The sequence below is a fragment of the Rhizobium sp. P1_B8 genome, from assembly GCF_056406515.1.
This window is the reverse complement of the sequence record NZ_JBFTZZ010000010.1, coordinates 62,769-85,764: the sequence shown is the minus strand read 5'-3', so window position 1 is coordinate 85,764 and position 22,996 is coordinate 62,769. Positions and strand designations below refer to the sequence as shown.

19 protein-coding genes are annotated in these 22,996 nt (G+C 59.1%); 5 read left to right on the top strand and 14 right to left on the bottom strand.

The features are described from left to right. Positions 1-51: 51 nt before the first annotated feature. Positions 52-1,440, bottom strand: a complete 1,389-nt coding sequence (locus tag AC1D2N_RS14390; RefSeq protein ID WP_477981470.1) for an RsmB/NOP family class I SAM-dependent RNA methyltransferase — start codon at positions 1,438-1,440, stop codon at positions 52-54. Next, complete coding sequence (gene htpX, locus AC1D2N_RS14385; protein WP_018448392.1) at positions 1,431-2,393, bottom strand: zinc metalloprotease HtpX; 963 nt, start codon at positions 2,391-2,393, stop codon at positions 1,431-1,433. Before htpX ends, AC1D2N_RS14390 begins: the two co-directional genes overlap by 10 nt. 110 nt (positions 2,394-2,503) lie before the next feature. Between htpX and AC1D2N_RS14380 the strand changes: the two genes are divergently transcribed. Continuing rightward, positions 2,504-2,728, top strand: coding sequence for a DUF1674 domain-containing protein (locus tag AC1D2N_RS14380; RefSeq protein WP_018448393.1), 225 nt, complete (start codon positions 2,504-2,506; stop codon positions 2,726-2,728). A gap of 96 nt (positions 2,729-2,824) precedes the next feature. On the opposite strand, the gene acs is transcribed toward AC1D2N_RS14380, so the two are convergent. Next, positions 2,825-4,780 carry an acetate--CoA ligase gene (gene acs / locus AC1D2N_RS14375; RefSeq protein WP_130653327.1) on the bottom strand — a complete coding sequence of 652 codons (1,956 nt, stop codon included), beginning with the start codon at positions 4,778-4,780 and terminating at the stop codon, positions 2,825-2,827. A gap of 232 nt (positions 4,781-5,012) precedes the next feature. Between acs and AC1D2N_RS14370 the strand changes: the two genes are divergently transcribed. Further along, entirely contained in the window at positions 5,013-5,717 is a 705-nt protein-coding gene (locus tag AC1D2N_RS14370; protein ID WP_007632151.1) for a DUF1013 domain-containing protein, read from the top strand. Between the two features lie 79 nt (positions 5,718-5,796). Here AC1D2N_RS14370 and AC1D2N_RS14365 read toward each other — a convergent pair whose 3' ends face one another. From AC1D2N_RS14365 to AC1D2N_RS14355, 3 genes are all read right to left on the bottom strand, one after another. Then, positions 5,797-6,732 (bottom strand): flagellin N-terminal helical domain-containing protein, encoded by a 936-nt coding sequence (locus tag AC1D2N_RS14365; RefSeq protein WP_018244147.1) that lies wholly within the window; start codon positions 6,730-6,732, stop codon positions 5,797-5,799. Between the two features lie 155 nt (positions 6,733-6,887). Continuing rightward, positions 6,888-8,798, bottom strand: a complete 1,911-nt coding sequence (locus tag AC1D2N_RS14360; RefSeq protein ID WP_130653328.1) for a propionyl-CoA synthetase — start codon at positions 8,796-8,798, stop codon at positions 6,888-6,890. A gap of 82 nt (positions 8,799-8,880) precedes the next feature. Next, positions 8,881-9,540 carry a YggS family pyridoxal phosphate-dependent enzyme gene (locus AC1D2N_RS14355; RefSeq protein WP_047622468.1) on the bottom strand — a complete coding sequence of 220 codons (660 nt, stop codon included), beginning with the start codon at positions 9,538-9,540 and terminating at the stop codon, positions 8,881-8,883. A gap of 200 nt (positions 9,541-9,740) precedes the next feature. Here AC1D2N_RS14355 and leuS point away from each other — a divergent pair, with 200 nt between their 5' ends. Genes leuS through holA form a run of 3 tightly spaced genes read left to right on the top strand, consistent with a single transcriptional unit; the run spans position 9,741 to position 13,933 of the window. Continuing rightward, entirely contained in the window at positions 9,741-12,371 is a 2,631-nt protein-coding gene (gene leuS, locus AC1D2N_RS14350) for a leucine--tRNA ligase (protein WP_130653329.1), read from the top strand. Next, complete coding sequence (lptE, locus tag AC1D2N_RS14345; RefSeq protein ID WP_018244151.1) at positions 12,361-12,882, top strand: LPS assembly lipoprotein LptE; 522 nt, start codon at positions 12,361-12,363, stop codon at positions 12,880-12,882. The genes leuS and lptE overlap by 11 nt, the downstream gene beginning before the upstream one ends. Before the next feature lie 10 nt (positions 12,883-12,892). Beyond that, positions 12,893-13,933 (top strand): DNA polymerase III subunit delta, encoded by a 1,041-nt coding sequence (gene holA, locus AC1D2N_RS14340; RefSeq protein ID WP_130653330.1) that lies wholly within the window; start codon positions 12,893-12,895, stop codon positions 13,931-13,933. Positions 13,934-14,037: 104 nt separating this feature from the next. Here holA and AC1D2N_RS14335 read toward each other — a convergent pair whose 3' ends face one another. From AC1D2N_RS14335 to hemE, 8 genes are all read right to left on the bottom strand, one after another. Then, positions 14,038-14,919: a ParB/RepB/Spo0J family partition protein gene (locus tag AC1D2N_RS14335; RefSeq protein ID WP_018244153.1), complete on the bottom strand. Its 882-nt coding sequence runs from the start codon at positions 14,917-14,919 to the stop codon at positions 14,038-14,040. A gap of 32 nt (positions 14,920-14,951) precedes the next feature. Beyond that, on the bottom strand, positions 14,952-15,746 hold the full coding sequence (locus tag AC1D2N_RS14330; RefSeq protein WP_130653331.1) for a ParA family protein: 795 nt from the start codon (positions 15,744-15,746) through the stop codon (positions 14,952-14,954). A gap of 19 nt (positions 15,747-15,765) precedes the next feature. Next, complete coding sequence (rsmG, locus tag AC1D2N_RS14325; protein WP_112905587.1) at positions 15,766-16,383, bottom strand: 16S rRNA (guanine(527)-N(7))-methyltransferase RsmG; 618 nt, start codon at positions 16,381-16,383, stop codon at positions 15,766-15,768. A gap of 25 nt (positions 16,384-16,408) precedes the next feature. Beyond that, complete coding sequence (gene mnmG / locus AC1D2N_RS14320) at positions 16,409-18,286, bottom strand: tRNA uridine-5-carboxymethylaminomethyl(34) synthesis enzyme MnmG (RefSeq protein ID WP_130653332.1); 1,878 nt, start codon at positions 18,284-18,286, stop codon at positions 16,409-16,411. Positions 18,287-18,356: 70 nt separating this feature from the next. Next, on the bottom strand, positions 18,357-19,676 hold the full coding sequence (mnmE, locus tag AC1D2N_RS14315; protein ID WP_130653333.1) for a tRNA uridine-5-carboxymethylaminomethyl(34) synthesis GTPase MnmE: 1,320 nt from the start codon (positions 19,674-19,676) through the stop codon (positions 18,357-18,359). Positions 19,677-19,782: 106 nt separating this feature from the next. Then, the gene (gene rho / locus AC1D2N_RS14310; RefSeq protein WP_011654069.1) at positions 19,783-21,048 is read right to left on the bottom strand and encodes a transcription termination factor Rho; all 1,266 of its coding nucleotides are present in this window, start codon (positions 21,046-21,048) and stop codon (positions 19,783-19,785) included. 198 nt (positions 21,049-21,246) lie between these two features. Continuing rightward, on the bottom strand, positions 21,247-21,783 hold the full coding sequence (gene hemJ, locus AC1D2N_RS14305; protein ID WP_032994780.1) for a protoporphyrinogen oxidase HemJ: 537 nt from the start codon (positions 21,781-21,783) through the stop codon (positions 21,247-21,249). A 2-nt stretch (positions 21,784-21,785) separates the two neighbouring features. Continuing rightward, a complete protein-coding gene (hemE, locus tag AC1D2N_RS14300) occupies positions 21,786-22,832 on the bottom strand; it encodes a uroporphyrinogen decarboxylase (RefSeq protein ID WP_130653334.1) in 1,047 nt (348 codons plus the stop codon). Positions 22,833-22,996 lie beyond the last annotated feature (164 nt).

The following is a 22,996-nucleotide window of genomic DNA, read 5'->3' as shown; positions in this document are numbered from 1 at the left end:
ATGAAGCACCTCGTATAGTGCAGGCTCGCCGCGCGCGCTCAAGCCTTGCAATCAGGCCACGCGCCGCAGCACAGCCGCATAGAAGCCGTCGAGGCCGGAGCCGATGCCATCAGGCATTTTCAGCATGGTGGGAAGCGTACGGAATTCGCCGAGCGGCGTAATCGCCGCCTCAAGGCCGGGCCAGTCGCCGGCGCCGATCGGAACGCGCTCGACCGCATCCGTATCGGAAAGAACACGGGCGACGACTTCCTCACCCTCGACAGGATCGAGCGAACAATTCGAAAAAACCAGTGTGCCGTCCGGCTGCAGCAATGTCAGCGCATGACGCAGCAACCGCTCCTGCAGCGCCGCCAGCCGGGCGATATCCTCAGGCCCCTTGGTCCACAACACGTCAGGGTGCCGGCGTGTCGTGCCGGTGGAAGAGCAGGGAGCGTCGAGCAGGATCGCATCGAAGCGTTCCGCCGGCTCGAATGTCGTCAGGTCTGCCGCAATCGTCTCCGCCTTGAGGCCGAGCCGGTCGAGATTCGAGCGCAGCCGTCTCAGCCGGCTTTCCGACTGGTCGAGTGCGGTGACTGCGCCGCCGGCCAGGATGAGCTGCGCCGTCTTGCCGCCGGGCGCAGCACAGAGATCGGCGGTGCGTTTGCCGGAGAGATCGCCGAACAGCTTGGCCGGGATGCTTGCTGCCGCATCCTGCACCCACCACGCGCCCTCATCGAAGCCTTCGAGCGAAGGAATGCCGCCGTCGAAGGCGGCGAGCCGCACGCCGCCCGTGGGCAGGACGACGCCGGTAAGCCGCTTCGCCCAGCCTTCCGGGTCGGACTTGACGGTCAGATCGATTGCGGCCGGTTCGAGCTGGGATTCCGAAATCGCCAGCGCCGCGTCCCGGCCATAGGCCTTTTCCAACCTGGCGATGAACCAGGCCGGCATCGGCGCGACCTTGCCGATCGCATCAAGCACCTGCTCCTTCTCGCGGCCGAGCCGGCGGAGGATGGCATTGACGAGCTTGGCGAAACGGCGATTGCGTGGATCCAGATTGGCCTGCTCGACGGCAAGATCGACAGCCGAATGATCCGGCACATCGAGATAGAGGATCTGCGCCGCCCCGATGGCGAGCACGTGATGCAGCGCCCTTGCCCCCTCCGGCAGCGGCGAATCCAGCAACGCGGCAATCGCGGCATCGATGCGCGGCAGATGGCGCAGCGTCGTGTTCAGGATGGCGCGGACGAGCGCCCGGTCGCTTTCGCCGAGCGCCCTATAGGCCGGATTGCCGTGTTCATGATCGAGAGCGCCGTCGAGCGGCAGCTTGCGGTCGACGACGGCTGCAAGAATTTTTGCCGCCGCTGCCCGGGCCTGCAAGCCTGGCTTATCAGGCGCAGATCGCTCACTGGAGGGCTTATGCTTGCGGAATGGCTTCTTCGTGCCGTCTGAATTCAAGACCACGGACCTTTTGGCGGTTGCGAACCACCGCGACCGAGGCCCGTATCCGGAACAGAGCGCGATTTGCGCGACGGATTAGCAGTACGAGCCGGCGACGTCGAGACATTCATGCCGCCTTGCGCCATGTCGTGCAGCGCAGCGATGCGGTTTTCCGTATTCGGATGGGTGGAAAACAGATTGTCCATGCGCTCGCCGGAGAGTGGATTGATGATGAACATATGCGCCGTCGCCGGGTTGCGCTCGGCATCTTCGTTCGGCACGTGAGCAGCGCCGCGCGCGATCTTGCCGAGCGCCGAAGCGAGCCAGAGCGGATTGCCGCAGATCTCGGCGCCGCGGCGGTCTGCCGAATATTCGCGCGTGCGGCTGATCGCCATCTGCACCAGCATGGCAGCGAGCGGCGCCACGATCATCGCGACGATGACGCCGACGAAGCCGAGGGGATTGTTGTTGTTCTCACGGTTGCCGCCGAAGAAGAAGGCGAAGTTGCCGAGCATAGAGATCGCGCCGGCAAGCGTTGCCGTGATCGTCATCGTCAGCGTGTCGCGGTTCTGAATGTGCGCTAGTTCGTGCGCCATCACGCCTGCGACTTCCTCGGGAGACAAGGCGCTGAGCAGGCCGGTCGAGGCGGCGACGGCTGAGTTATCGGGATTGCGGCCGGTGGCGAAGGCATTCGGCTGCGGGCTGTCGTAGAGATAGACCTTCGGCATCGGCAGGCCGGCATTGCGGGCGAGATCGCGCACGATCCGGAAGAATTCCGGCGCATTGCGCTCGTCGACCTCCTGCGCGCGATAGGCCGAAAGCACCATCCGGTCGGAATTCCAGTAGGAGAAGAAATTCATGCCGGCGGCAATGACGAATGCGATCATCATGCCGGCCCGACCGCCGATCAGGAAGCCGACAAACATGAAAAGCGCCGTCATGAAGGCAAGCAACATGGCAGTGCGAACGAGGTTCATTGCGGATCTCCATCTCCGATTTCGGCGTCACAAGCTTTTAATCCCGGCACCGGCGCATTATGATTTGGTTATTCACCAGCCATTTTCAATATTTCCGGCAGGAGACGGCCATGCAGGACGCCGATAACGACAATAGCGAAACGCCGATGGCCGAGGGAACGGAGCCACCGCGTAAGATGCTGTCCCCGGCTGCCAGACGCGCCCTTGCCGAAGCCGAGGAGCGGCGAAAGAGCCAGAAGCCGCTGGAACTACCGCCGGAGATCGGCGGCCGCGGCGGAGCCGAGCCGGCGCGCTTCGGCGATTACGAAATCAATGGCCGAGCGATTGATTTCTAAGTCAATATTCCAATTGGCGTCTTACGATCGGAATAGCCGAGAATCCGGCTAACTAACGAGCGATCCGCTCCGGACGGGCCGGAGCGGATCGATATGTCAGACGGTGGCCTTGTTTTGCCGGTTGGCGATCAGATCGTCGACGACGGCCGGATCGGCAAGTGTGGAGGTGTCGCCGAGAGCACCGAAATCGTCTTCGGCGATCTTGCGCAGGATGCGGCGCATGATCTTGCCGGAGCGGGTCTTCGGCAGGCCGGGCGCAAACTGGATCTTGTCAGGCGCGGCGATCGGGCCGATTTCAGCACGAACATGTTTCACCAGTTCCTGGCGAAGCGTATCCGATCCCTCGTGACCGGACATCAGCGTCACGTAGCAATAAATTCCCTGGCCCTTGATCGGATGCGGATAACCGACGACTGCGGCTTCCGAAACCAGGTTGTGAGAGACAAGCGCGGATTCCACCTCTGCCGTACCGAGCCGGTGGCCAGAGACGTTCAGCACGTCGTCGACGCGGCCGGTGATCCAATAATACCCGTCCGCATCGCGCCGGCAGCCGTCGCCGGTGAAATACTTGCCCTTGTAGGTGGAGAAATAGGTCTGAATGAAGCGCTCGTGATCGCCATAGACCGTGCGCATCTGACCTGGCCAGCTGTCGGTGATGCAGAGATTGCCGTCGGCCGGGCCTTCCAGCACCTTGCCCTCATTGTCGACCAGCTGCGGCTTGATGCCGAAGAACGGGGTCGTCGCCGAACCGGGTTTCAGATCGGTGGCGCCAGGCAGCGGCGTGATCATATGGCCGCCGGTTTCCGTCTGCCACCACGTATCGATGACAGGGCAGCGCTTGTCGCCGACGACATTGTAATACCACTCCCAGGCCTCGGGATTGATCGGCTCGCCGACCGTGCCGAGCAGGCGCAGCGAAGAACGCGAGGAGCGCGTGACGAATTCGTCACCGGCACCCATCAGCGAGCGGATTGCCGTCGGCGCAGTGTAGAAGATGTTGACCTTATGCTTGTCGATGACTTCCCAGAAACGGCCCTGATCCGGGAAGTTCGGCACGCCCTCGAACATCAGCGTCGTCGCGCAGTTCGCGAGCGGCCCGTAAACGATATAGGAGTGGCCGGTGACCCAGCCGACATCGGCCGTACACCAGTAGACGTCACCGTCGTGATAGTCGAAGACATATTCATGCGTCATCGCCGCATAGACGAGGTAACCGCCCGTCGTATGCAGCACGCCCTTCGGCTTGCCGGTCGAGCCTGACGTATAAAGAATGAAGAGCGGATCTTCCGCCTTCATCTTCACCGGCGGGCATTCCGCCTTCACCGTGGCGATCTCCTGATGATGCCAGAGATCGCGGCCCGGCGCCCAGCCGGTCTTGCCGCCGGTGCGGCGAACGACCAGCACCTTGCTGACCCTGACATGCTGTCGAGCGGCGATATCGATCGCCGTATCGGTATTGTCCTTCAGCGGCACCGGCTTGCCGCCGCGCACGCCTTCGTCGCAGGTGATGACGAAGGTGGATTCGCAGTCGACGATGCGCCCCGCCAGCGCCTCCGGCGAGAAGCCGCCGAAGACGACCGAATGCACCGCCCCGATGCGGGCGCAGGCAAGCATCGCATAGGCCGCTTCCGGGATCATCGGCATATAGATGGTGACGCGATCACCCTTCTTGACCCCGTGCTTCTTCAACACGTTCGCCATCCGGCAGACATGCTCGTAGAGCTCGTTATAGGTGACCTTTTTGTCGATATAGGGGTTGTCGCCTTCCCAGATGATCGCCACCTGGTCGCCATTCGTTTTCAGATGGCGGTCGATGCAGTTGTAGGAGACGTTCGTCTGACCGTCCTCGAACCACTTGATCGAAACCTTGCCGGTAAAGGAAGTGTTCTTGACCTTGGTATAGGGCTTGAACCAGTCGATCCGCTTGCCGTGCTTGCCCCAGAACTTGTCCGGGTTCTCGATGCTTTCCTCGTACCATTTCAGGTACTTTTCCTTATCGATCAGGGCGCGCGCCTTCACCGGCTTCGTGACCGGATAGATCTTCTCCGACATGCAACTCCTCCTCATGGGACATGCGACGGGCCGCGTGAGCTAGGAAGGGCCCGGACTTGAAATCACGGCAATTCATAGCAGTTCGCATCGCCACGGCAATTAGACAAAGGTCATTTCATTTCGGAAGAATTGCAATTATGCGACAGTGCGGTTATATAGCGGCATATTTCCCGGACATTGTGGTGACAATCCACGGACCGCGACCGGCGCGGACGATAGAAGGACTATATCCATGGCTCAAACACTGCTCATGCCGAAGGCGACCGCCATCTGGCTTGTCGACAATACGGCACTGTCTTTCGATCAGATCGCGCAGTTCTGCAAACTTCATCCGCTCGAAGTCAAGGCGATCGCCGACGGCGAAGCGGCGCAGGGCATCAAGGGCCTCGACCCGATCTCGACAGGACAGCTTTCCCGCGACGAGATTGCCCGCGCCGAGGCCAATCCGAACCACAAGCTGAAGCTTTCCGAACCGAAGGTGCGCGTGCCGGAATCCAAGCGCCGTGGTCCGCGTTATACGCCGGTTTCCAAGCGCCAGGACCGCCCGAACGCCATTCTCTGGCTCGTTCGCAACCATCCGGAGCTGAAGGACGCGCAGATTTCCCGCCTCGTCGGCACGACCAAGTCGACCATCGAGCAAATCCGCGAGCGCACCCACTGGAACTCCGCCAACCTGGCGCCGATGGATCCAGTAACGCTCGGCCTCTGCAGCCAGATCGATCTCGACATGGAAGTGGAAAAGGCCTCCAAGGGCCGTCCGCTGCCGACCGCCGCCGAGCTTGGCGCGACGCTGCAATCGGCACAGGAGACCGAGCGCCTGACCCCGAGCTACGAGCGCGAGGAGGAAAAGGAAAAGGAAATCGACGCCGATGCCGTCTTCCGCAAGCTGAGCTCGCTGCGCTCGGCCCCGAAGGACGAGGACGACGATCAGTACTGAGATATCAGCGATTTCATGAAAAACCCCGCCGGTATGAGCTGACCGGCGGGGTTTTTTGTTGCAAATTGCCTGTTTCGAATTAGCTGCGGAACAGGGTGAGAATGTTCTGCGCCGAGCTGTTGGCGATCGAGAGCGACTGGACGGCGAGCTGCTGCTGCGTTTGCAACGCCGAGAGCTTGCTTGATTCCTCTTCCATATCGGCATCGACCAGGCGGCCGACGCCGGAGTCGATCGAATCGTGCAAGCCGCTGACGAAAGTTTCCTGCAGCTGAATACGGGTCGAGATCGAGCCCAATGCCGAGCCCGCGGCGGTCATAGCCCCGAGAACCAGTTCGACACCGGTCAGGGCTGCGTCAAGCTGACCCTGGGTGAAACCGGTGATGTCGAGATCATATATTGACGCCATGACGATGACGGTGCCGCCATAGGTTCCGTTGAAGGCCGTGCCGATGATGCCGCTTGATGTCTCGATTGCACCGGTGCTCGTCATGCCGAAAAGCACGTTTCCAAGCGAGCCTGAATCGAGCACGTAGTCCGTCATCTTGACGGAGACAGCATTGCTGCCGTCGCGGACGAAGGACGAAACGACGCTCTTCGTGCCGGAGGCGCCGGCAACCCAGTTTTCGCCGGAGAAGGACGCCGATTGTGCGATGCTGAGCAGCTGCTCCTGCAGCTGGTCGAGTTCTTGCTGGATCTTCGTCTTGTCGACGCCCTTTTCCGTGGCGGCGACGATCTTGGCCTTGATGTCGCTGACGACATCGAGCGCGCTGTCCATGGCCGAATAGGCCGTGTCGACCTTGGCCGCGCCGAGACCGAGCGCGTCGGAGACGGCCGAAAGCGCCTTGTTGTCAGAACGCATGGTCGTAGCAATCGACCAGTAAGCGGCATTGTCAGCCGCCTTTTCGACACGATAACCCGATGAAACGCGACCCTGGGTGTCCTTGAGGCTATCGTTTACGCCGCGCAAAGTCTGCAGCGCTGCCATGGCAGCGTTGTTGGTAAGGATGCTTGTCATGATCCGTTCCACAATCGTTGAGAAAGGGGCAATCCGGACTAGGCCGGTAACGGCGACCGCGTCATGCAAAGCCTGCTATGCAAGCCATTGCCGTTAACAAATGCTTGCATCAACATGGTTAACAATTCCTCAATTAGGCTTACCGAAAGTTTAATTCACATCGGCAGGGAGCCTAAACCACGCCCACGCAGCGCCTCGGCAATTTCCTCTAAAATCGTTGGATCATCAATGGTTGCAGGCATTTTCCAGGGTATGCCGTCGGCGATCTTCTGCATCGTGCCGCGCAGGATTTTGCCGGAGTGTGTCTTCGGCAACCGGTTAACGATGATGGCCGTCTTGAAGGCAGCAACAGGCCCGATCGAATCACGAATCATCGCCACGACCTCTGATTCGATCGCCGTTGCGTCACGGGAAACATGTCGTTTCAGCACCAGGAAACCGCAGGGCGCCTGACCCTTCAGCACATCGATCACGCCGATGACAGCGCATTCGGCGACATCGGGATGGCGCGCACAGACCTCCTCCATCGCCCCGGTAGAGAGCCGATGACCGGCGCAATTGATGATGTCGTCGGTGCGCGACATGATGAAGAGATAGCCATCCTCATCGACGTAGCCCGCATCGGCCGTCTTGTAGTAACCGGGAAACTCATCGAGATAGGCCGATCGGAAGCGTTCGTCCGCGTTCCAGAGGGTCGGCAGGCAGCCGGGCGGCAAGGGCAACTTGACGACAATATTGCCGAGCGTTCCCGCCTCGATCGGATGACCGGCATCATCGAGCACCGCCATATCATAGCCGGGCATCGGCAGTGCCGGCGAACCGTGCTTGATGGGAAGGGCGCCGAGGCCAAGCGGATTTGCGGCAATCGGCCAGCCGGTCTCCGTCTGCCACCAATGATCGATGACGGGTATGCCAAGCATACGCTCCGCCCATTTCAGCGTCTCCGGATCCGCTCTCTCGCCGGCCAGAAAGAGCGCGCGTAGATCCGGCATGGGATACTTGTGCATCAACTCGCCGTCACCATCCTCCCGCCGGATGGCGCGAAATGCCGTCGGCGCCGTGAACAGCACCCGCACCTTATACTCCGAAACGATGCGCCAGAATGTGCCCGCATCCGGAGTGCCGACCGGTTTTCCCTCGAAGATCAGAGTGGTTACGCCGGCGAGCAGCGGGGCATAGACGATATAGGAATGTCCGACGACCCAGCCGATATCCGAAGCCGTCCAGAAGACCTCTCCCGGCTTCAAGCCGTAGATATTCCGCATCGACCAGTTGAGCGCGACCATATGGCCGCCATTGTCGCGCACGACGCCCTTCGGCTGGCCCGTTGTGCCCGATGTATAGAGGATGTAGAGCGGATCGGTCGCCTTGACGGAGACACAGGCGATCTCGGCGCCACGGTGCTGCGCCACCGCCGCCTCGAAATCCTGATCGCGGCCGCTGACGAGATCTGCCCGAAGCTCCGGTCGCTGCAGCACCAGACAGCGCCCCGGTTTCGAACGTGCGATCTCGATCGCCTGGTCGACCAGGGGCTTGTAGGCGACGATGCGACCAGGCTCGAGCCCGCAGCTCGCGGTGATTACCAGCTTCGCACCGCAATCGTCGATGCGCGCCGCAAGTTCGCTGGCGGCAAACCCGCCGAAAACGACGGAGTGAACCGCACCGATGCGGGCGCAGGCGAGCATGGAAAAGACCGCCTGCGGCACCATCGGCATATAAAGGATGACACGATCACCTTTGCCGATGCCGCGCTCGACCAACGCTGCTGCGATGGCCATCACTTCCCGAAGCACCTCATCATAGGTAAAATGGCGCTTCTCGCCGTTCATTGCGCTGTCGAAGATGACTGCAGTCTCGCCGCCGCGGCCGGCGGCCACATGCCGGTCCAGGCAATTGTGGCAGGTATTGGTTTCCGCGCCGGAGAACCAGCGGCCATAGACGCCCTCATTGGGCGAGAAAATCCGCTCCGGCGGCTTGAACCAGTCGATGTCATTGGCCGCTTCGCGCCAGAAGGCTTCGGGATCACCTTTCCAGGCCGCATAGGTCTGATGATAGCCGTTCTGCATCTGCTCCTCCCCAGGACATGCAAACCTCGATATCAATCTAGGCGGCATTAAGGGGAACAGGAAGCCCGACCAAAGCAGCGTTTCAGCGCGTGCCGAAAATTGCGGATCCCACACGCACGCTGGTGGCGCCGAAGGCGATTGCCGTCCCGTAGTCACCCGACATGCCCATGGAAAGTTTTCCGACGCCGCATTTGAGCGCGAGCTTTGCCAGCAGGGCGAAATGCGGTCCGGGATTTTCCTCGGCCGGCGGAATGCACATCAAACCTTCGATGGAAAGGCCGAGCTCGTCGCGGCAAAGGGCAACGAAGGCCGGCGTGTCGTCAGGAGCGATACCCGCTTTCTGCGGTTCGAGCCCGGTATTGACCTGGACATAGAGCCGCGGCGTCTTGCCCTGCCGCTTCATCTCATCGGCAAGCGCGCGGGCGATCTTTTCCCGGTCCACCGTCTCGATGACGTCGAAAAGCGCTACCGCATCCGCCGCTTTGTTCGATTGCAGCGGCCCGATCAGATGCAATTCGATGTCCGGACGCTCGACTTTCAGCGCCGGCCACTTGCCCTGGCTTTCCTGCACCCGGTTCTCGCCGAAGACGCGCTGTCCGGCTTCGATGGCCGGACCGATCGCGTCCGCCTCGAAAGTCTTCGACACCGCGACCAGCTGAACGGAACCCGCCGGACGACCTGCCGCGCGTTCCCCGGCCGCAATCCGTGATCGCACGTCGTTCAACCGCTCTTGAAGTTCCATTGTTCTGCCTCGACATACCAGCATGAAAGGATTGGCAATGAACTAACCAGCCAACCTGTGCTTGCCAAGACCCGCCTTCGCGAAATCGCTTGTGCGTGATCAAGATCAGACGCTTGCAGCGCCTGCAAAACTTGACGCTACGGTGGTTTCATGGTGAAGGTCTCGACCAACTCCCCTGATTTTCCGGAAATACGAATACTATGGCCACCGAACGTTATAATCCGCGCGATGCCGAGCCCCGCTGGCAGCAGAAATGGAATGAAGACAAGGTCTTCGAGACCGACAATGCCGATCCGCGCGAAAAATATTACGTCCTCGAAATGTTCCCCTATCCGTCGGGGCGCATCCATATGGGCCATGTCCGCAATTACGCCATGGGCGATGTCGTCGCCCGCTATAAGCGCGCCCGCGGCTACAACGTGCTGCATCCGATGGGCTGGGACGCCTTCGGCATGCCGGCAGAGAATGCCGCCATGGAGCGTGGTGTTCACCCCGCCTCCTGGACCTACCAGAATATCGGCTCAATGAAGGCGCAGCTGAAGGCCATGGGGCTTTCACTGGACTGGAGCCGAGAATTCGCCACCTGCGACGTTGAATATTACCAGCAGCAGCAGCATCTCTTCCTGGATTTCCTGGAGAAGGGCCTGGTCTATCGCAAACAGTCGAAGGTCAACTGGGATCCTGTCGATAACACCGTGCTGGCCAACGAACAGGTGATCGATGGCCGCGGCTGGCGTTCCGGTGCGCTCGTCGAGCAGCGCGAACTGACGCAATGGTTCTTCAAGATCACCGACTTCAGCCAGGATCTGCTGGACGCGCTGGATACGCTCGATCAGTGGCCGGAAAAAGTGCGCCTGATGCAGAAGAACTGGATCGGCCGTTCGGAAGGCCTGACGATCCGCTGGGAGATCGTGCCGGAAACGGCACCGGCCGGCGAGAGCGAAGTCACCGTCTATACCACCCGACCGGACACGCTCTTCGGCGCCTCCTTCCTGGCGATCGCCGCCGATCATCCGCTGGCAAAGGATGCCGCCGCGAAGAACCCGGCTATCGAAGCTTTCTGCGAGGAGTGCCGCCGCGCCGGCACGTCGCTCGCAGCACTCGAGACCGCCGAAAAGAAGGGCATGGATACCGGTATCCGCGTCAGGCACCCGCTCGATCCCTCCTGGGAGCTGCCGGTCTATATCGCCAATTTCGTCCTGATGGATTATGGCACGGGCGCGATCTTCGGCTGCCCCTCGGGCGACCAACGCGACCTTGATTTTGCTCGGAAATATGGCTTGCCGGTGGTGCCCGTCGTCATGCCGAGGGATGGCGATGCCGCAAACTTTTCCGTCGTCGACACCGCCTATGACGGTGATGGCGTGATGATCAACTCCCGCTTCCTCGACGGCAAGACGACCGAGGAAGCCTTCAATATCGTCGCCGACCGGCTGTCGGCCGCTTCGCTCGGCAATGCGCCGCAGGGCGAGCGCAAGGTCAATTTCCGTCTGCGCGACTGGGGCATTTCCCGCCAGCGTTATTGGGGCTGCCCGATCCCGGTCATTCATTGCGATGATTGCGGTGTCGTGCCGGTGCCGAAGGAGGATCTGCCGGTCAAGCTGCCCGATGATGTCACCTTCGACCAGCCGGGCAATCCGCTTGACCGTCATCCGACCTGGCGCCATGTCTCCTGCCCGAACTGTGGCAAGGATGCACGCCGCGAGACGGATACGATGGACACCTTCGTCGATTCGAGTTGGTATTTCACCCGCTTCACCGCGCCCTGGGAGGAAAAGCCGACCGATCCGCAGGCGGCAAACCGCTGGCTGCCGGTCGACCAGTATATTGGCGGCATCGAGCACGCGATCCTGCACCTGCTCTATTCCCGCTTCTTCACCCGCGCCATGCGCGAGACCGGTCACGTGGCCGCCACCGAACCTTTCAAGGGTCTCTTCACCCAGGGCATGGTGGTCCACGAAACCTATAGCCGCGGCGCAGGCGCCAGCCGCGAATGGGTGGCACCCGCCGATATCCGCATCGACGAACTCGACGGCAAACGCCGGGCTTTCTTGCTGACGAACAACGAGGAAGTCGCGATCGGCTCGATCGAGAAAATGTCGAAATCGAAAAAGAACGTCGTCGATCCCGACGATATCATCGCCTCCTACGGCGCCGATACCGCTCGTTTCTTCGTTCTGTCCGACTCCCCGCCGGAGCGTGATGTCATCTGGTCCGAGGCAGGCGTCGAGGGCGCTCATCGCTTTACCCAGCGTCTGTGGCGCCTGATTTCCGAAGCCGCGGACGCGCTCTCCGCCGTCGCACCGGCGCCGGCAATCGATGGGGACGCGTTGTCAATCTCCCAGGCTGCCCACAAGACGCTGAAGGCGGTCCAGAACGACTATGACAAGCTCTGGTTCAACAAAGCCGTTGCCCGAATTTATGAACTCGTCAACGCGCTGGCCGCACCGATGACGAGGGTTGCAGCAGGCGAGGGTGATGCCACCTATCGCGCGGCCGTACGCGATGCCGCCGAGATCCTGATTCAGCTCGTCTCTCCGATGACGCCGCATCTGGCTGAGGAATGCTGGGCCGCGCTCGGCAATGCAGGACTGCTTGCCCGGGCAAGCTGGCCGCAATACGACGAAACACTCGTCATCGAAAACGATGTCGTCCTGCCGGTACAGATCAACGGCAAGAAGCGCGCTGAATTGACAATTTCTCGCGATGCAGATCAGAATGCCGTCACCGACGCCGTGCTGGATCTGGATGCGGTGAAGAACGCGTTGAACGGACAGGCACCGAAGAAGATCATCGTGGTTCCCCAAAGGATTGTAAACATTGTCGTCTGATATCGCTTGCAAGCTGGCTCGCAATGCCGGCATCGCCATGATCCTTGCCTCCGCGGCTTTTCTCTCCGCCTGCCAGGTTCGCCCGCTCTACTCCGAGAATTCCGGTGTCACTGAAAAGCTTTCCTCGGTCGGCTTTTCCCCGGCAGGCAGCCGCATCGAGCAGCAGGTTCGTAACCACTTGATCTTCCTTGCGTCGCGTGGGGCCGGCGAGCCTGAAAAACCGGAATATCAGGTCGAAATGCACGCCTCATCCACCGTTGCCGATACGCTGCTTACGGAATCCGCCGATACTTCGCGAGCCGGTCGTGTGACCGTCAGCGTCACCTACACGCTGCGCGCGGCGACCGACAATCACGTCATCAAGGCCGGCAGCCGGGCGACCACGGCGCTGGTGGATTTCCCTGACCAGGAATTTGCCAAGCAGCGGGCAATCCGCGATGCCGAAAACCGAGCGGCGGATCAGGTGGCGGAATTCGTAGGAGCCGATATCGCCGCTGCTCTCAGCCGCTGAGGGCGGAGATGTGGCAGAGATAAAATCCCACGAATTCGAGACTTTCCTGCAGAAATCGGCGCGGAACTATCGGATTTTCGTCATCTACGGGCCGGATCGCGGCCTCATTTCCGAACGAGCAGGCTTGCTCGCCGGTAAGACTGGTGTCGCGCTCAATGATCCTTTCTCGCTGACGAAACTCGATATCGGCGACCTGCAGAAGGATCCCGGGCGGTTGGTCGACGAGGTCCAGTCGATCGGACTGTTCGGCGGTGAGAAATTGATCTGGATCCGCGGCGCCGCCAACGAGAAATACCTCGTCGATTCCCTGGCGCTGCTGGCCGAAAAACCACTCGAAGCCGCCTATCTGATCATCGAGGCCGGCGACCTGAAGAAGGGCGCGTTGCTGCGCAAGACCGCCGAAGCCGCGCGATCTGTCATGACGATCCCGTCCTACGCCGATGACAGCCGCGCTCTCAATGCCTTGATCGATACTGAGCTCGGGGCAGAGAAGCTCGGCATTACGCCGGCCGCGCGCCAGGCGCTCATAGCCTTGATCGGCGGTGACAGGATCGCTTCCCGAAACGAGGTTCGCAAGCTTGCTCTATACTGCCGCGGCTTCGATACAGTCGAAGAACATCACGTTACCGAAATAATCGGCGACGCCAGCGCCATCTCGGTTGACGACGCCGTCGATGCCATTCTCGGCGGCGATCTCAACGCCTTTTTGCACGCCATGCAAAAAATCAGCAGCTCGAAAACCGCGATCTTTCTCGTTCTGCAGGCATGCCTGAAGCAATTCCAGCTTCTGGATTCGATGCGCGCCGAGATGGATGAAAAACGGCTGCAGCCGCCTCAGATCATGCAGACGATGGGGCGGCATCTGCATTTTCGCCGCAAACCGATCATCGAACAGGCATTACGCCAATGGACCGCGGAAAGCATCGCGCGGGAATCCAATCGGCTGCAGGCCGCTATTCTGCAAAGCCGACGGAGACAGGTGCTAGAGGACAGCGTCGCAATGCAAACGCTTCTGTCCACCACCCTTCAATCCGGCCGGAAATCCGCCTGAGTAGCATCAGGCCGAGAATCGGAACCGATTTTCGGCCTGCACGATGCGAGGATTGAAAGAGTGGTGAGTGCGTCCTTTGCGCGTCCGAAAGGACGCACAGCGTTTTAGCGCCTTTCGAGCAAACGGCAGATTTCCTCCAGCTGCTCCAGTGACTTATAGGAAATTTTGATCTGGCCACCGCCCGCCTTGTGATTGATCGCAACCTCAAGACCGAGTGCATCGGAAAGTGTCCGCTCCAGCGCCAGTGTGTCGGAATCCTTCTGATCCCGTCGTAAGGCCGCCTGCTGTGGTTCCGACTGAGCCTTTATATTGTTCTGTGCCAGCTTTTCCGCGTCACGCACCGACATGCCCTTGGCAACGATCGTACGGGCAAGACTTGCCGGGTCAGATGTCGAAACCAGCGCACGCGCGTGCCCAGCCGATAGGCTGCCAGCGGCCAGCAGATCGCGAACCGGATCCGGCAGCTTCAACAAGCGCAAAGAGTTGGCAACGTGGCTGCGGCTTTTGCCAATGATTTCCCCAAGGTCGTTCTGGGTGTAACCATATTCAGCAATAAGCTGCTCATAGCCCAATGCCTCTTCGAGGGCATTGAGATCCGCGCGCTGCACGTTTTCGACAATAGCGATTTCGAGCGCCGTCTTATCATCCACGTCACGGACGATGACAGGAATCTCGATCAGCCCGGCAAGCTGAGCTGCGCGCCAACGTCGCTCGCCGGCGATGATTTCATATCGATCCCGCGACATAGTCCGCACAACAATTGGCTGAACGATACCGTGTTGGCGAATGGAACTTGCGAGATCATGCAGCTCAGCATCATCGAAGAAACGACGAGGATTGCGGGGATTACGGCTAACGAACTCGATCGGGATCATCCTGTCGGCACTGATAATCCGCTCGGCTTCCACCGGGACAGGCTGATCCATTTCACCAATCAGCGCCGCAAGGCCACGGCCCAATCGCCTCTTCGATACATCGTCATTCATGATCTACACTCACCTACACCCCGAAAATGATATTACGCGGCCAGCCTTTGGCGCTCTCGCTGGATGACCTCGGAGGCCAGCTGCAGATAGGCCTGACTGCCCGCGCACTTCAAGTCATAGAGAATAGCCGGCTTGCCGTAGGACGGAGCTTCAGAAACCCGAACATTGCGCGGAATTAACGTGTGGTAAACCTTGTCGCCGAGATGCGTGCGCACGTCATTGACAACCTGCTGTGCCAGATTGTTGCGCGCATCGAACATCGTCAGGACGATCCCCTGAATATCCAGACGCGGGTTAACCGTCCGCCGAACCTGGCTGACGGTCTCAAGCAACTGACTCAACCCCTCCAGCGCAAAGAATTCACATTGCAGCGGAACCAAGACCGAATGAGCTGCTGCCATGGCATTCATCGTCAGCAGATTGAACGACGGCGGGCAGTCCAGAAGAACATAAGAAAACGCCATGGCTTCGGGCGAAGACAACGCTTTCCGCAGTTTGAAGACCCGATCGCTTTGCTGCGAGATCTCCATCTCGATGCCGAGCAGGTCCATCGTCGACGGGACGATAAAGAGGTTGGGAACCGCTGTCTCGAGAGTTACGTCGGGGATCCCACGATCACCAACCATCAGATCATAGGAGGAAAGCTTGCGATCACGACGATCGATACCGAGGCCGGTGCTGGCATTGCCCTGCGGATCGAGATCAACGATCAACACACGCTCACCAATAGCCGCGAGCGCCGTTGCCAGATTGATTGCTGTGGTCGTTTTACCAACGCCACCCTTCTGATTTGCGATGGTGATAATCCGATGTCGTTCGCCAGCCATTGCCGCAATATCCCATCTGTTAAACCAAGCGCCGGAGATTTGATACTTCCAAGATAACGGATTCCTGCTCGACGGCGCTCTTATGTTCTAACAGATCGAATTCCCACCGACCACGTGCTTTGTCGATTTCCCTCAGGTAATCCCGGCCTTTGTGAAAAAAGCCGCGACAATTTTCCTTGCCAAGCATCCAGGGGGCTGAATAGCCGAGGAGCCCGTCAAGATCGGCAAGGGCGCGCGCTGAAATCGCATCACATTCGCCAATCTCCGGATAGGCATCTTCGATTCGAAGGATATGCACGCTGCCGCGCGCATTGGTCTCCCGCAACGCTGTCCGCAGAAACGCCGCCTTTTTATGGTTGCTTTCGACCAGATGTACCCATCCGTCCTGCAATTCGGCCAGAAAAATCGCCGTAATGACGCCGGGAAAGCCACCGCCACTTCCGAGGTCGACCCAGCTTATCGGTTGCGGATGAATCTGAAAAACCTGGCTGCTATCAGCGATGTGCCGGTCCCATAAGTCTTCAAGGGTCGACGGCGCCACCAGATTAATAGCTTTCGCCCACTTCTGAAACAGCGCAGCGAAGTGTCGAAGCCGTTCCTGTGTTTCACGTGAAACACGCAAGCCGTTTAATTCCATTCTGAAAGACTCTCAAATCTTGTAATCAGGCCCGATGACGCTCAGGCGAGGGGAGGCGACGCAAGTGCACAAGCAGCAATGCGATTGCCGCGGGCGTCATTCCTTCAACGATTGCAGCCTGGGCAATATTGAAAGGGCGAGCAGCATTGAGCTTTGCCTTAAGCTCGTTGGAGAGTCCGGAAAGTGCGTCATAATTGAAAGCAAGTGGGACCTGTCGGTCTTCGTCGCGCTGCTGATCAGCAATCGCCGTCGCTTGCCGATCCAGATAAACCGAATAGCCCGCCTCGATTTCCAACGCTTCCGCAACTTTCGGCCTCATCGCGCCGAGCGACTCTGGCCAGACATGCCGGAGCGCGGAAAAATCGTAATTTGGATAAGATAGCAAATCATAGGCGGTTCGGCGCTGCCCATCCAGATTGATATTTAGGCCGGCGCGTCGCGCCTCATTCGGTGTAATCGTCAGCGACTGCAACAGCGCCCGACCATTTTCAATTTCTGACTGATAGGATGTGAATCGCTGCGCCCGCTCGCCACTTACACATCCAAGCCGCATGGCCAGGGGCGTTAAACGCATATCGGCATTGTCAGCGCGCAAAGTCAGTCGATACTCTGCACGCGATGTAAACATACGATACGGCTCCGTAACGCCGCGTGACGTGAGATCGTCAATCATGACGCCGATGTAGGAGCTTGTCCGACTAAAATGAAACGGATCCGAATCATTGCTTCGCAAAGCAGCATTCAACCCGGCTGCGAGCCCCTGAGCGGCTGCCTCTTCATATCCGGTGGTGCCATTGATCTGGCCGGCGAGAAACAGGCCTCTCAGCCGCTTGACCTCCAACGATGGCGTCAACTCTCTCGGATCGACATGATCATATTCGATCGCATAGCCCGGTTGCAGTATTCTTGCCACTTCCAGACCCGGGATCGTTTTAATAAATTCGGCCTGTACTTCCGCCGGCAGGGAGGTGGAAATCCCGTTCGGATAAACTGTGTCATCGTCCAGCCCCTCGGGCTCGAGAAAGACCTGATGTCCATCCCGCTCTCCAAATTTCACCAGCTTGTCTTCGATAGACGGGCAATAACGGGGCCCGACGCCTTCGATCTGCCCAGAATACATTGCCGAGCGCATAATATTGTCGACGATGATGCGATGGGTCGCTTCGGTCGTTCTGGTGACGCCGCATTCGATCTGCGGGGTGGTAATCGCATCGGTCATGAAGGAGAAAGGAACAAGCTCCTCGTCAGCCCCTTGTCGACCGACGGATTGCCAGTCGATCGTCTTCCCATCCAACCGCGCTGGTGTTCCGGTCTTTAGACGTCCCAACTGCAATCCCAAGCGGCCGAGGGTAGCAGACAAGCCGATCGACGGTGGTTCACCGACACGCCCGGCCGGTGTCTTTTCCGAACCGATATGAATAAGGCCGCGCAGAAAGGTACCAGTGGTCAAAACCACCGCTGGCGCTTTCAAGATCCGACCATCCTTCATGATCACGCCAGCGACGCGACCATCGACAACTTCTAGATCAAACGCATCGCCTTCGATGATATCCAGGCCAGGCGTCGCTTCGATCGCCGCCAGCATTGCCAAGCGATAAAGCTTTCGATCGGCCTGGGTCCGCGGTCCTCGGACAGCGGCGCCTTTCTTCTTGTTCAGCATCCTGAACTGAATGCCCGCGGCATCGGCGACGCGTCCCATCAGACCGTCCATCGCGTCGATTTCCCGAACCAGATGGCCCTTGCCAAGCCCGCCGATCGCCGGATTACACGACATGACGCCGATCGTGTCTCGTCTATGCGTAATCAGGCCGGTTTTCGCCCCGAGGCGCGCAGCTGCGCTGGCAGCCTCCGAGCCCGCATGGCCGCCGCCTATCACAATCACATCGAAGGCATTATCCGTCATTCAAGACTCCACATCCGGCGGACGTTTCACGTGAAACCAGGGCAAGCTGACGCCCAGGGTTTCACGTGAATCATTTGCCGATACAAAACTCCGAGAAGATCACCCCGAGCAGATGTTCGACATCCACTCTTCCGGTAATTCTGCCCAAATACTCTGCGGCAATTCGCAGCTGCTCGGTCCGCAGTTCGAGATTCACATCTGTCTGCGATAACGCCGCCTCGAGCGCTGCTAAACATTTCGTTAGCGAATCTTTATGCCGCTGCCGGCTGGGAATCGCCATGGACAGACCGGCGAAACGTTTCTCGACAATATTGCCGATCAACCGTCGCAGTTCCGGCAAACCGACACCCGTCGCCGTCGAAATCTCGAGATCATACCGATCCGTGGAAATATCGATGAGATCCCTCTTTGTCCCGACAGTAACATGTGGAGAGGTCTGCTCCAAGTCATCGGGTATCTGAGGCTTCGCCATGTCAACCAGCAGCAGAATAAGATCGGCATCGCGAAGCGCAATACGCGCCCGCCGCACGCCTTCCATTTCGACACGGTCGTCCGCCTGCCGAAGTCCCGCAGTGTCATAAAGCTTAATCAGATAGCCATCAATATCGAGATCAACCTGCAGGACGTCGCGGGTGGTTCCGGCAATCTCCGTCACGATTGCGACGTCACGACGCGCCAAGGCGTTCAACAGGCTTGATTTCCCGGCGTTCGGAGCCCCGGCGATGACCACCTTGAAGCCATCCCTGATAATTTCGCCGGCCGAAGCTGCGGCCAGGTGATGCTGGATATCGTTGCGCAGCTTCTCCATATCGGCCCAGACCATATCCGATACTGACCCCGGAACGTCATCCTCGTCGGGGAAATCAAGTTCGGCCTCAATCAGCGCCCGGGCGCGTGTTAATCGTTCCGCCCACGAATCGTAAATTGTGGAAAGCCCGCCTGCGCTATGTTCGACCGCAAGGCGTCGCTGCATTTCAGTCTCGGCGCCGATGAGATCGGCCAGCCCCTCCACCTCGACGAGATCAAGTTTGCCGTTCTCAAAAGCCCGGCGGGAGAACTCACCTTCGACCGCCATCCGAACACCTGGAATTTCGCCAAGCGCGTGAAACAGCGCCGCCAACACGGCTTTGCTGCCATGGATCTGCAGCTCGGCAACATCCTCACCGGTAAACGAATGTGGGGCAGGAAAAAACAGCACCAGGCCGCTATCGATCGGCTGATTGTTACGAGTCCGAATCGTTCGGTGAGATACGTGCCGGGCTGCCGGAACTGATTCGACGAGCCTCGCCAAAATATCTCTGGTCAGGGGACCGCTGATTCGAATGACTGACACGCCCGAAGGTGGAGCACCGCTCGAAAGCGCATATATGGTATCATTCCACATGGCCATATCGCCTGGTCCGTCGGTTGGAATCGAACGTGATTCCTCTCAAATAGAAAAGCTGGCGACATCATGACGATGCCCCCAGCTCTTATAGAATGAATCCGGCTAAGGATTACGTATTCATCGAATCGAAGAAGTCGGAATTGTTCTTCGTCTGCTTCAGCTTGTCGATAAGGAATTCGATCGCATCGGTCGTGCCCATTGGAGCAAGGATGCGGCGGAGCACGAAGATCTTCTGCAGATCCTGGCGTGGAACGAGAAGATCTTCCTTGCGCGTGCCGGACTTCAGAATGTCCATAGCCGGGAAGATGCGCTTATCGGCGACCTTGCGATCGAGGACGATTTCCGAGTTGCCCGTGCCCTTGAATTCTTCGAAGATCACTTCGTCCATGCGGCTACCAGTATCGATCAGCGCGGTCGCGATGATCGTCAAAGAGCCGCCTTCTTCGATATTACGCGCCGCGCCGAAGAAACGCTTCGGCCGCTGCAGAGCGTTGGCGTCCACACCGCCGGTCAGGACCTTGCCTGACGAGGGAACGACGGTGTTATAGGCACGGCCCAGGCGCGTGATCGAATCGAGCAGGATGACAACGTCACGTCCGTGTTCGACAAGACGCTTGGCTTTCTCGATGACCATCTCGGCCACCTGCACGTGACGCACGGCCGGTTCGTCGAAGGTCGAGGAGATAACCTCGCCGCGAACCGAACGCTGCATATCGGTCACTTCTTCGGGGCGTTCATCAATCAGCAGGACGATGAGATAGCACTCCGGATGGTTGGCGGTGATCGAATGCGCGATGTTCTGTAGCAACACGGTTTTACCGGTACGCGGCGGCGCGACGATCAATCCACGCTGGCCCTTGCCGAGCGGCGCCACCAGGTCGATCACGCGCGGCGACAGATCCTTGGTGGTGGGAATATCAAGTTCCATCTTGAAGCGCTCGTTCGGATAGAGCGGCGTCAGATTGTCGAAGTGAACCTTGTGACGGATCTTTTCGGGATCGTCGAAATTGATGGTGTTGACCTTGAGCAGCGCGAAATAGCGCTCGCCTTCCTTCGGTCCACGGATCGGGCCCTCGACCGTATCGCCGGTTTTCAGCGAAAAACGGCGGATCTGCGATGGGGAGATGTAAATATCGTCCGGGCCCGGCAGGTAGTTCGCATTGGCCGAACGCAGGAAGCCGAAACCGTCCTGCAGCACCTCGACGACGCCTTCACCGATGATTTCAACATCCTGGCTGGCAAGCATCTTGAGGATCGCAAACATCAGCTCCTGCTTGCGCATCGTGCTTGCATTCTCGACCTCGAGCGATTCGGCAAATGCCAGCAGATCCGTCGGGGATTTACTCTTAAGTTCCTGAAGCTTCATTTCAGCCATGAAGTGACCAATACTCTTTTCAATTTCAAAGGGGAAAGGCGATGTTGGGTCGTATTCGGTACCGCGAAAGGGCTCGCAGACGACTGAACTCTACACACATGCCACGTAGATGAGATGCGCGGAAAATAGCGACTCGCAATCGCTGCCGCAAGAGGGCTGCTTAAAATGAAGCAAATTTAACCCAGAGGGCGATTTTCTTCAGAACGGCTTCACCACAACGAGGATGACGATCACGATCATCAGCACGGTCGGCGCCTCGTTCATGAACCGCCAATAGCGCGCCGAGCGGCGATTTTCATCCCGCTCGAACGCTCTGACAGCGCGGCTGAAGAACATATGAACACCGGTGAGCAACACAACGAGACCGATCTTGGCATGCAACCAACCGCCCTGGAATCCATAGACCGACCAAGCGAGATAGAGGCCGAAAATCCACGTCAACATCATCGCCGGCGTCATGATGATTCGAAGTAATCGGCGCTCCATCACCTTGAAGGTTTCCGATTGCACCGAGCCCGGCTCGGCATCGGTGTGATAGATGAACAGCCGCGGCATATAGAACAATCCGGCCATCCAGGAAATGACCGCGATAATGTGCAGCGCCTTGATCCAGAGGTAGAGATTATCGGGGTTCCAGGCAAAAAGCCCGATCGCCATCAACGCGAAGAAAACCAGCGCAAAATGAGCCCGACGCCGGGCGTAAGCGCCAGATCTCCGATCGGTCTGTTTTTCCATCGTCACGGCCCGCCTCCTACGCGCCCACCTCGCACGCGATCGACCAGCAGACGCACATGCTCGGGGTCAGCCTGCGGCGTTATGCCATGACCGAGATTGAAAATCAGCGGACCATTGCCGAGGTGCTGCAGAATATCGTCGATGCCGTCTTCCAACGCCCGGCCGCCGGCAACGACGCGCATCGGATCGAGGTTGCCCTGAACCGGTCCATCCTTTTGAAGTTCGGCTGCAAAGGCCAGCGGGACCGACCAGTCGAGGCCGATTGCATCTGCGCCCGTCTTCTGGCGATAGGTTTTCAGCTGATAACCGGCGCCCTTGGCAAAAGCGATGATGCGAGCATGTGGCCGTTGCGATTTGACCGAAGCGATCATCCGCGCAACCGGCCTGATCGCGAACGCCTCGAATTCCTTCTCGCCGAGAACGCCAGCCCAGGAATCGAAGATCTGCACGGCATCGGCGCCGGCATCGATCTGGGCGACGAGATAATCGGCCGATACGTCGGCAAGCAGCATCAGCAGATGCTCGAAGGCGCGGGGATGCCTGTAGGCGAAGAGACGGGCAGGGGCCTGATCCGGCGTGCCATGACCGGCGATCATGTAAGTCGCAACCGTCCATGGCGCGCCGCAGAAGCCGAGCAGCGTCGTCTCGACTGGCAACTCCTCCCGCAGCCGCCGCACCGTTTCCAGAACCGGCCTGAGATAATCGACAACCTCTTCGCCATTCAATCTGCCGATACCGGCTTCATCGATGGGATCCATCTCCGGACCGTGGCCCTCGGTGAACCGGACATTCCGTTTCATTGCATCGGGAATGACCAGGATATCGGAAAACAGAATGGCGGCATCGAAACCATAGCGGCGGATCGGCTGCAATGTCACTTCGACGGCGTGGTCAGGCGTGTAGCAGAGATCGAGAAAACTCCCGGCCTTTGCCCGCGTCTCCCGATATTCCGGGAGATAACGTCCTGCCTGTCTCATCAGCCAGAGAGGAGGAGGGGAGAGGCTCTCGCCACTCAAAACCCTCATGATCTTTCGGCGCGTATCGCTCAAGCGCTTCTTCCCCATAAAAAAACAAAGATATTTTAAAAGGTTTCTATTTCTTAGAGTCGGTGACTATCAAGGATTAAAATCCATCCACCGCCGATGCCATTTGTCGCGCGGCTGCAAAAGAACATCGGAAAGATTGGTCGATCTCGTCCAAATTTCGGGGAGAA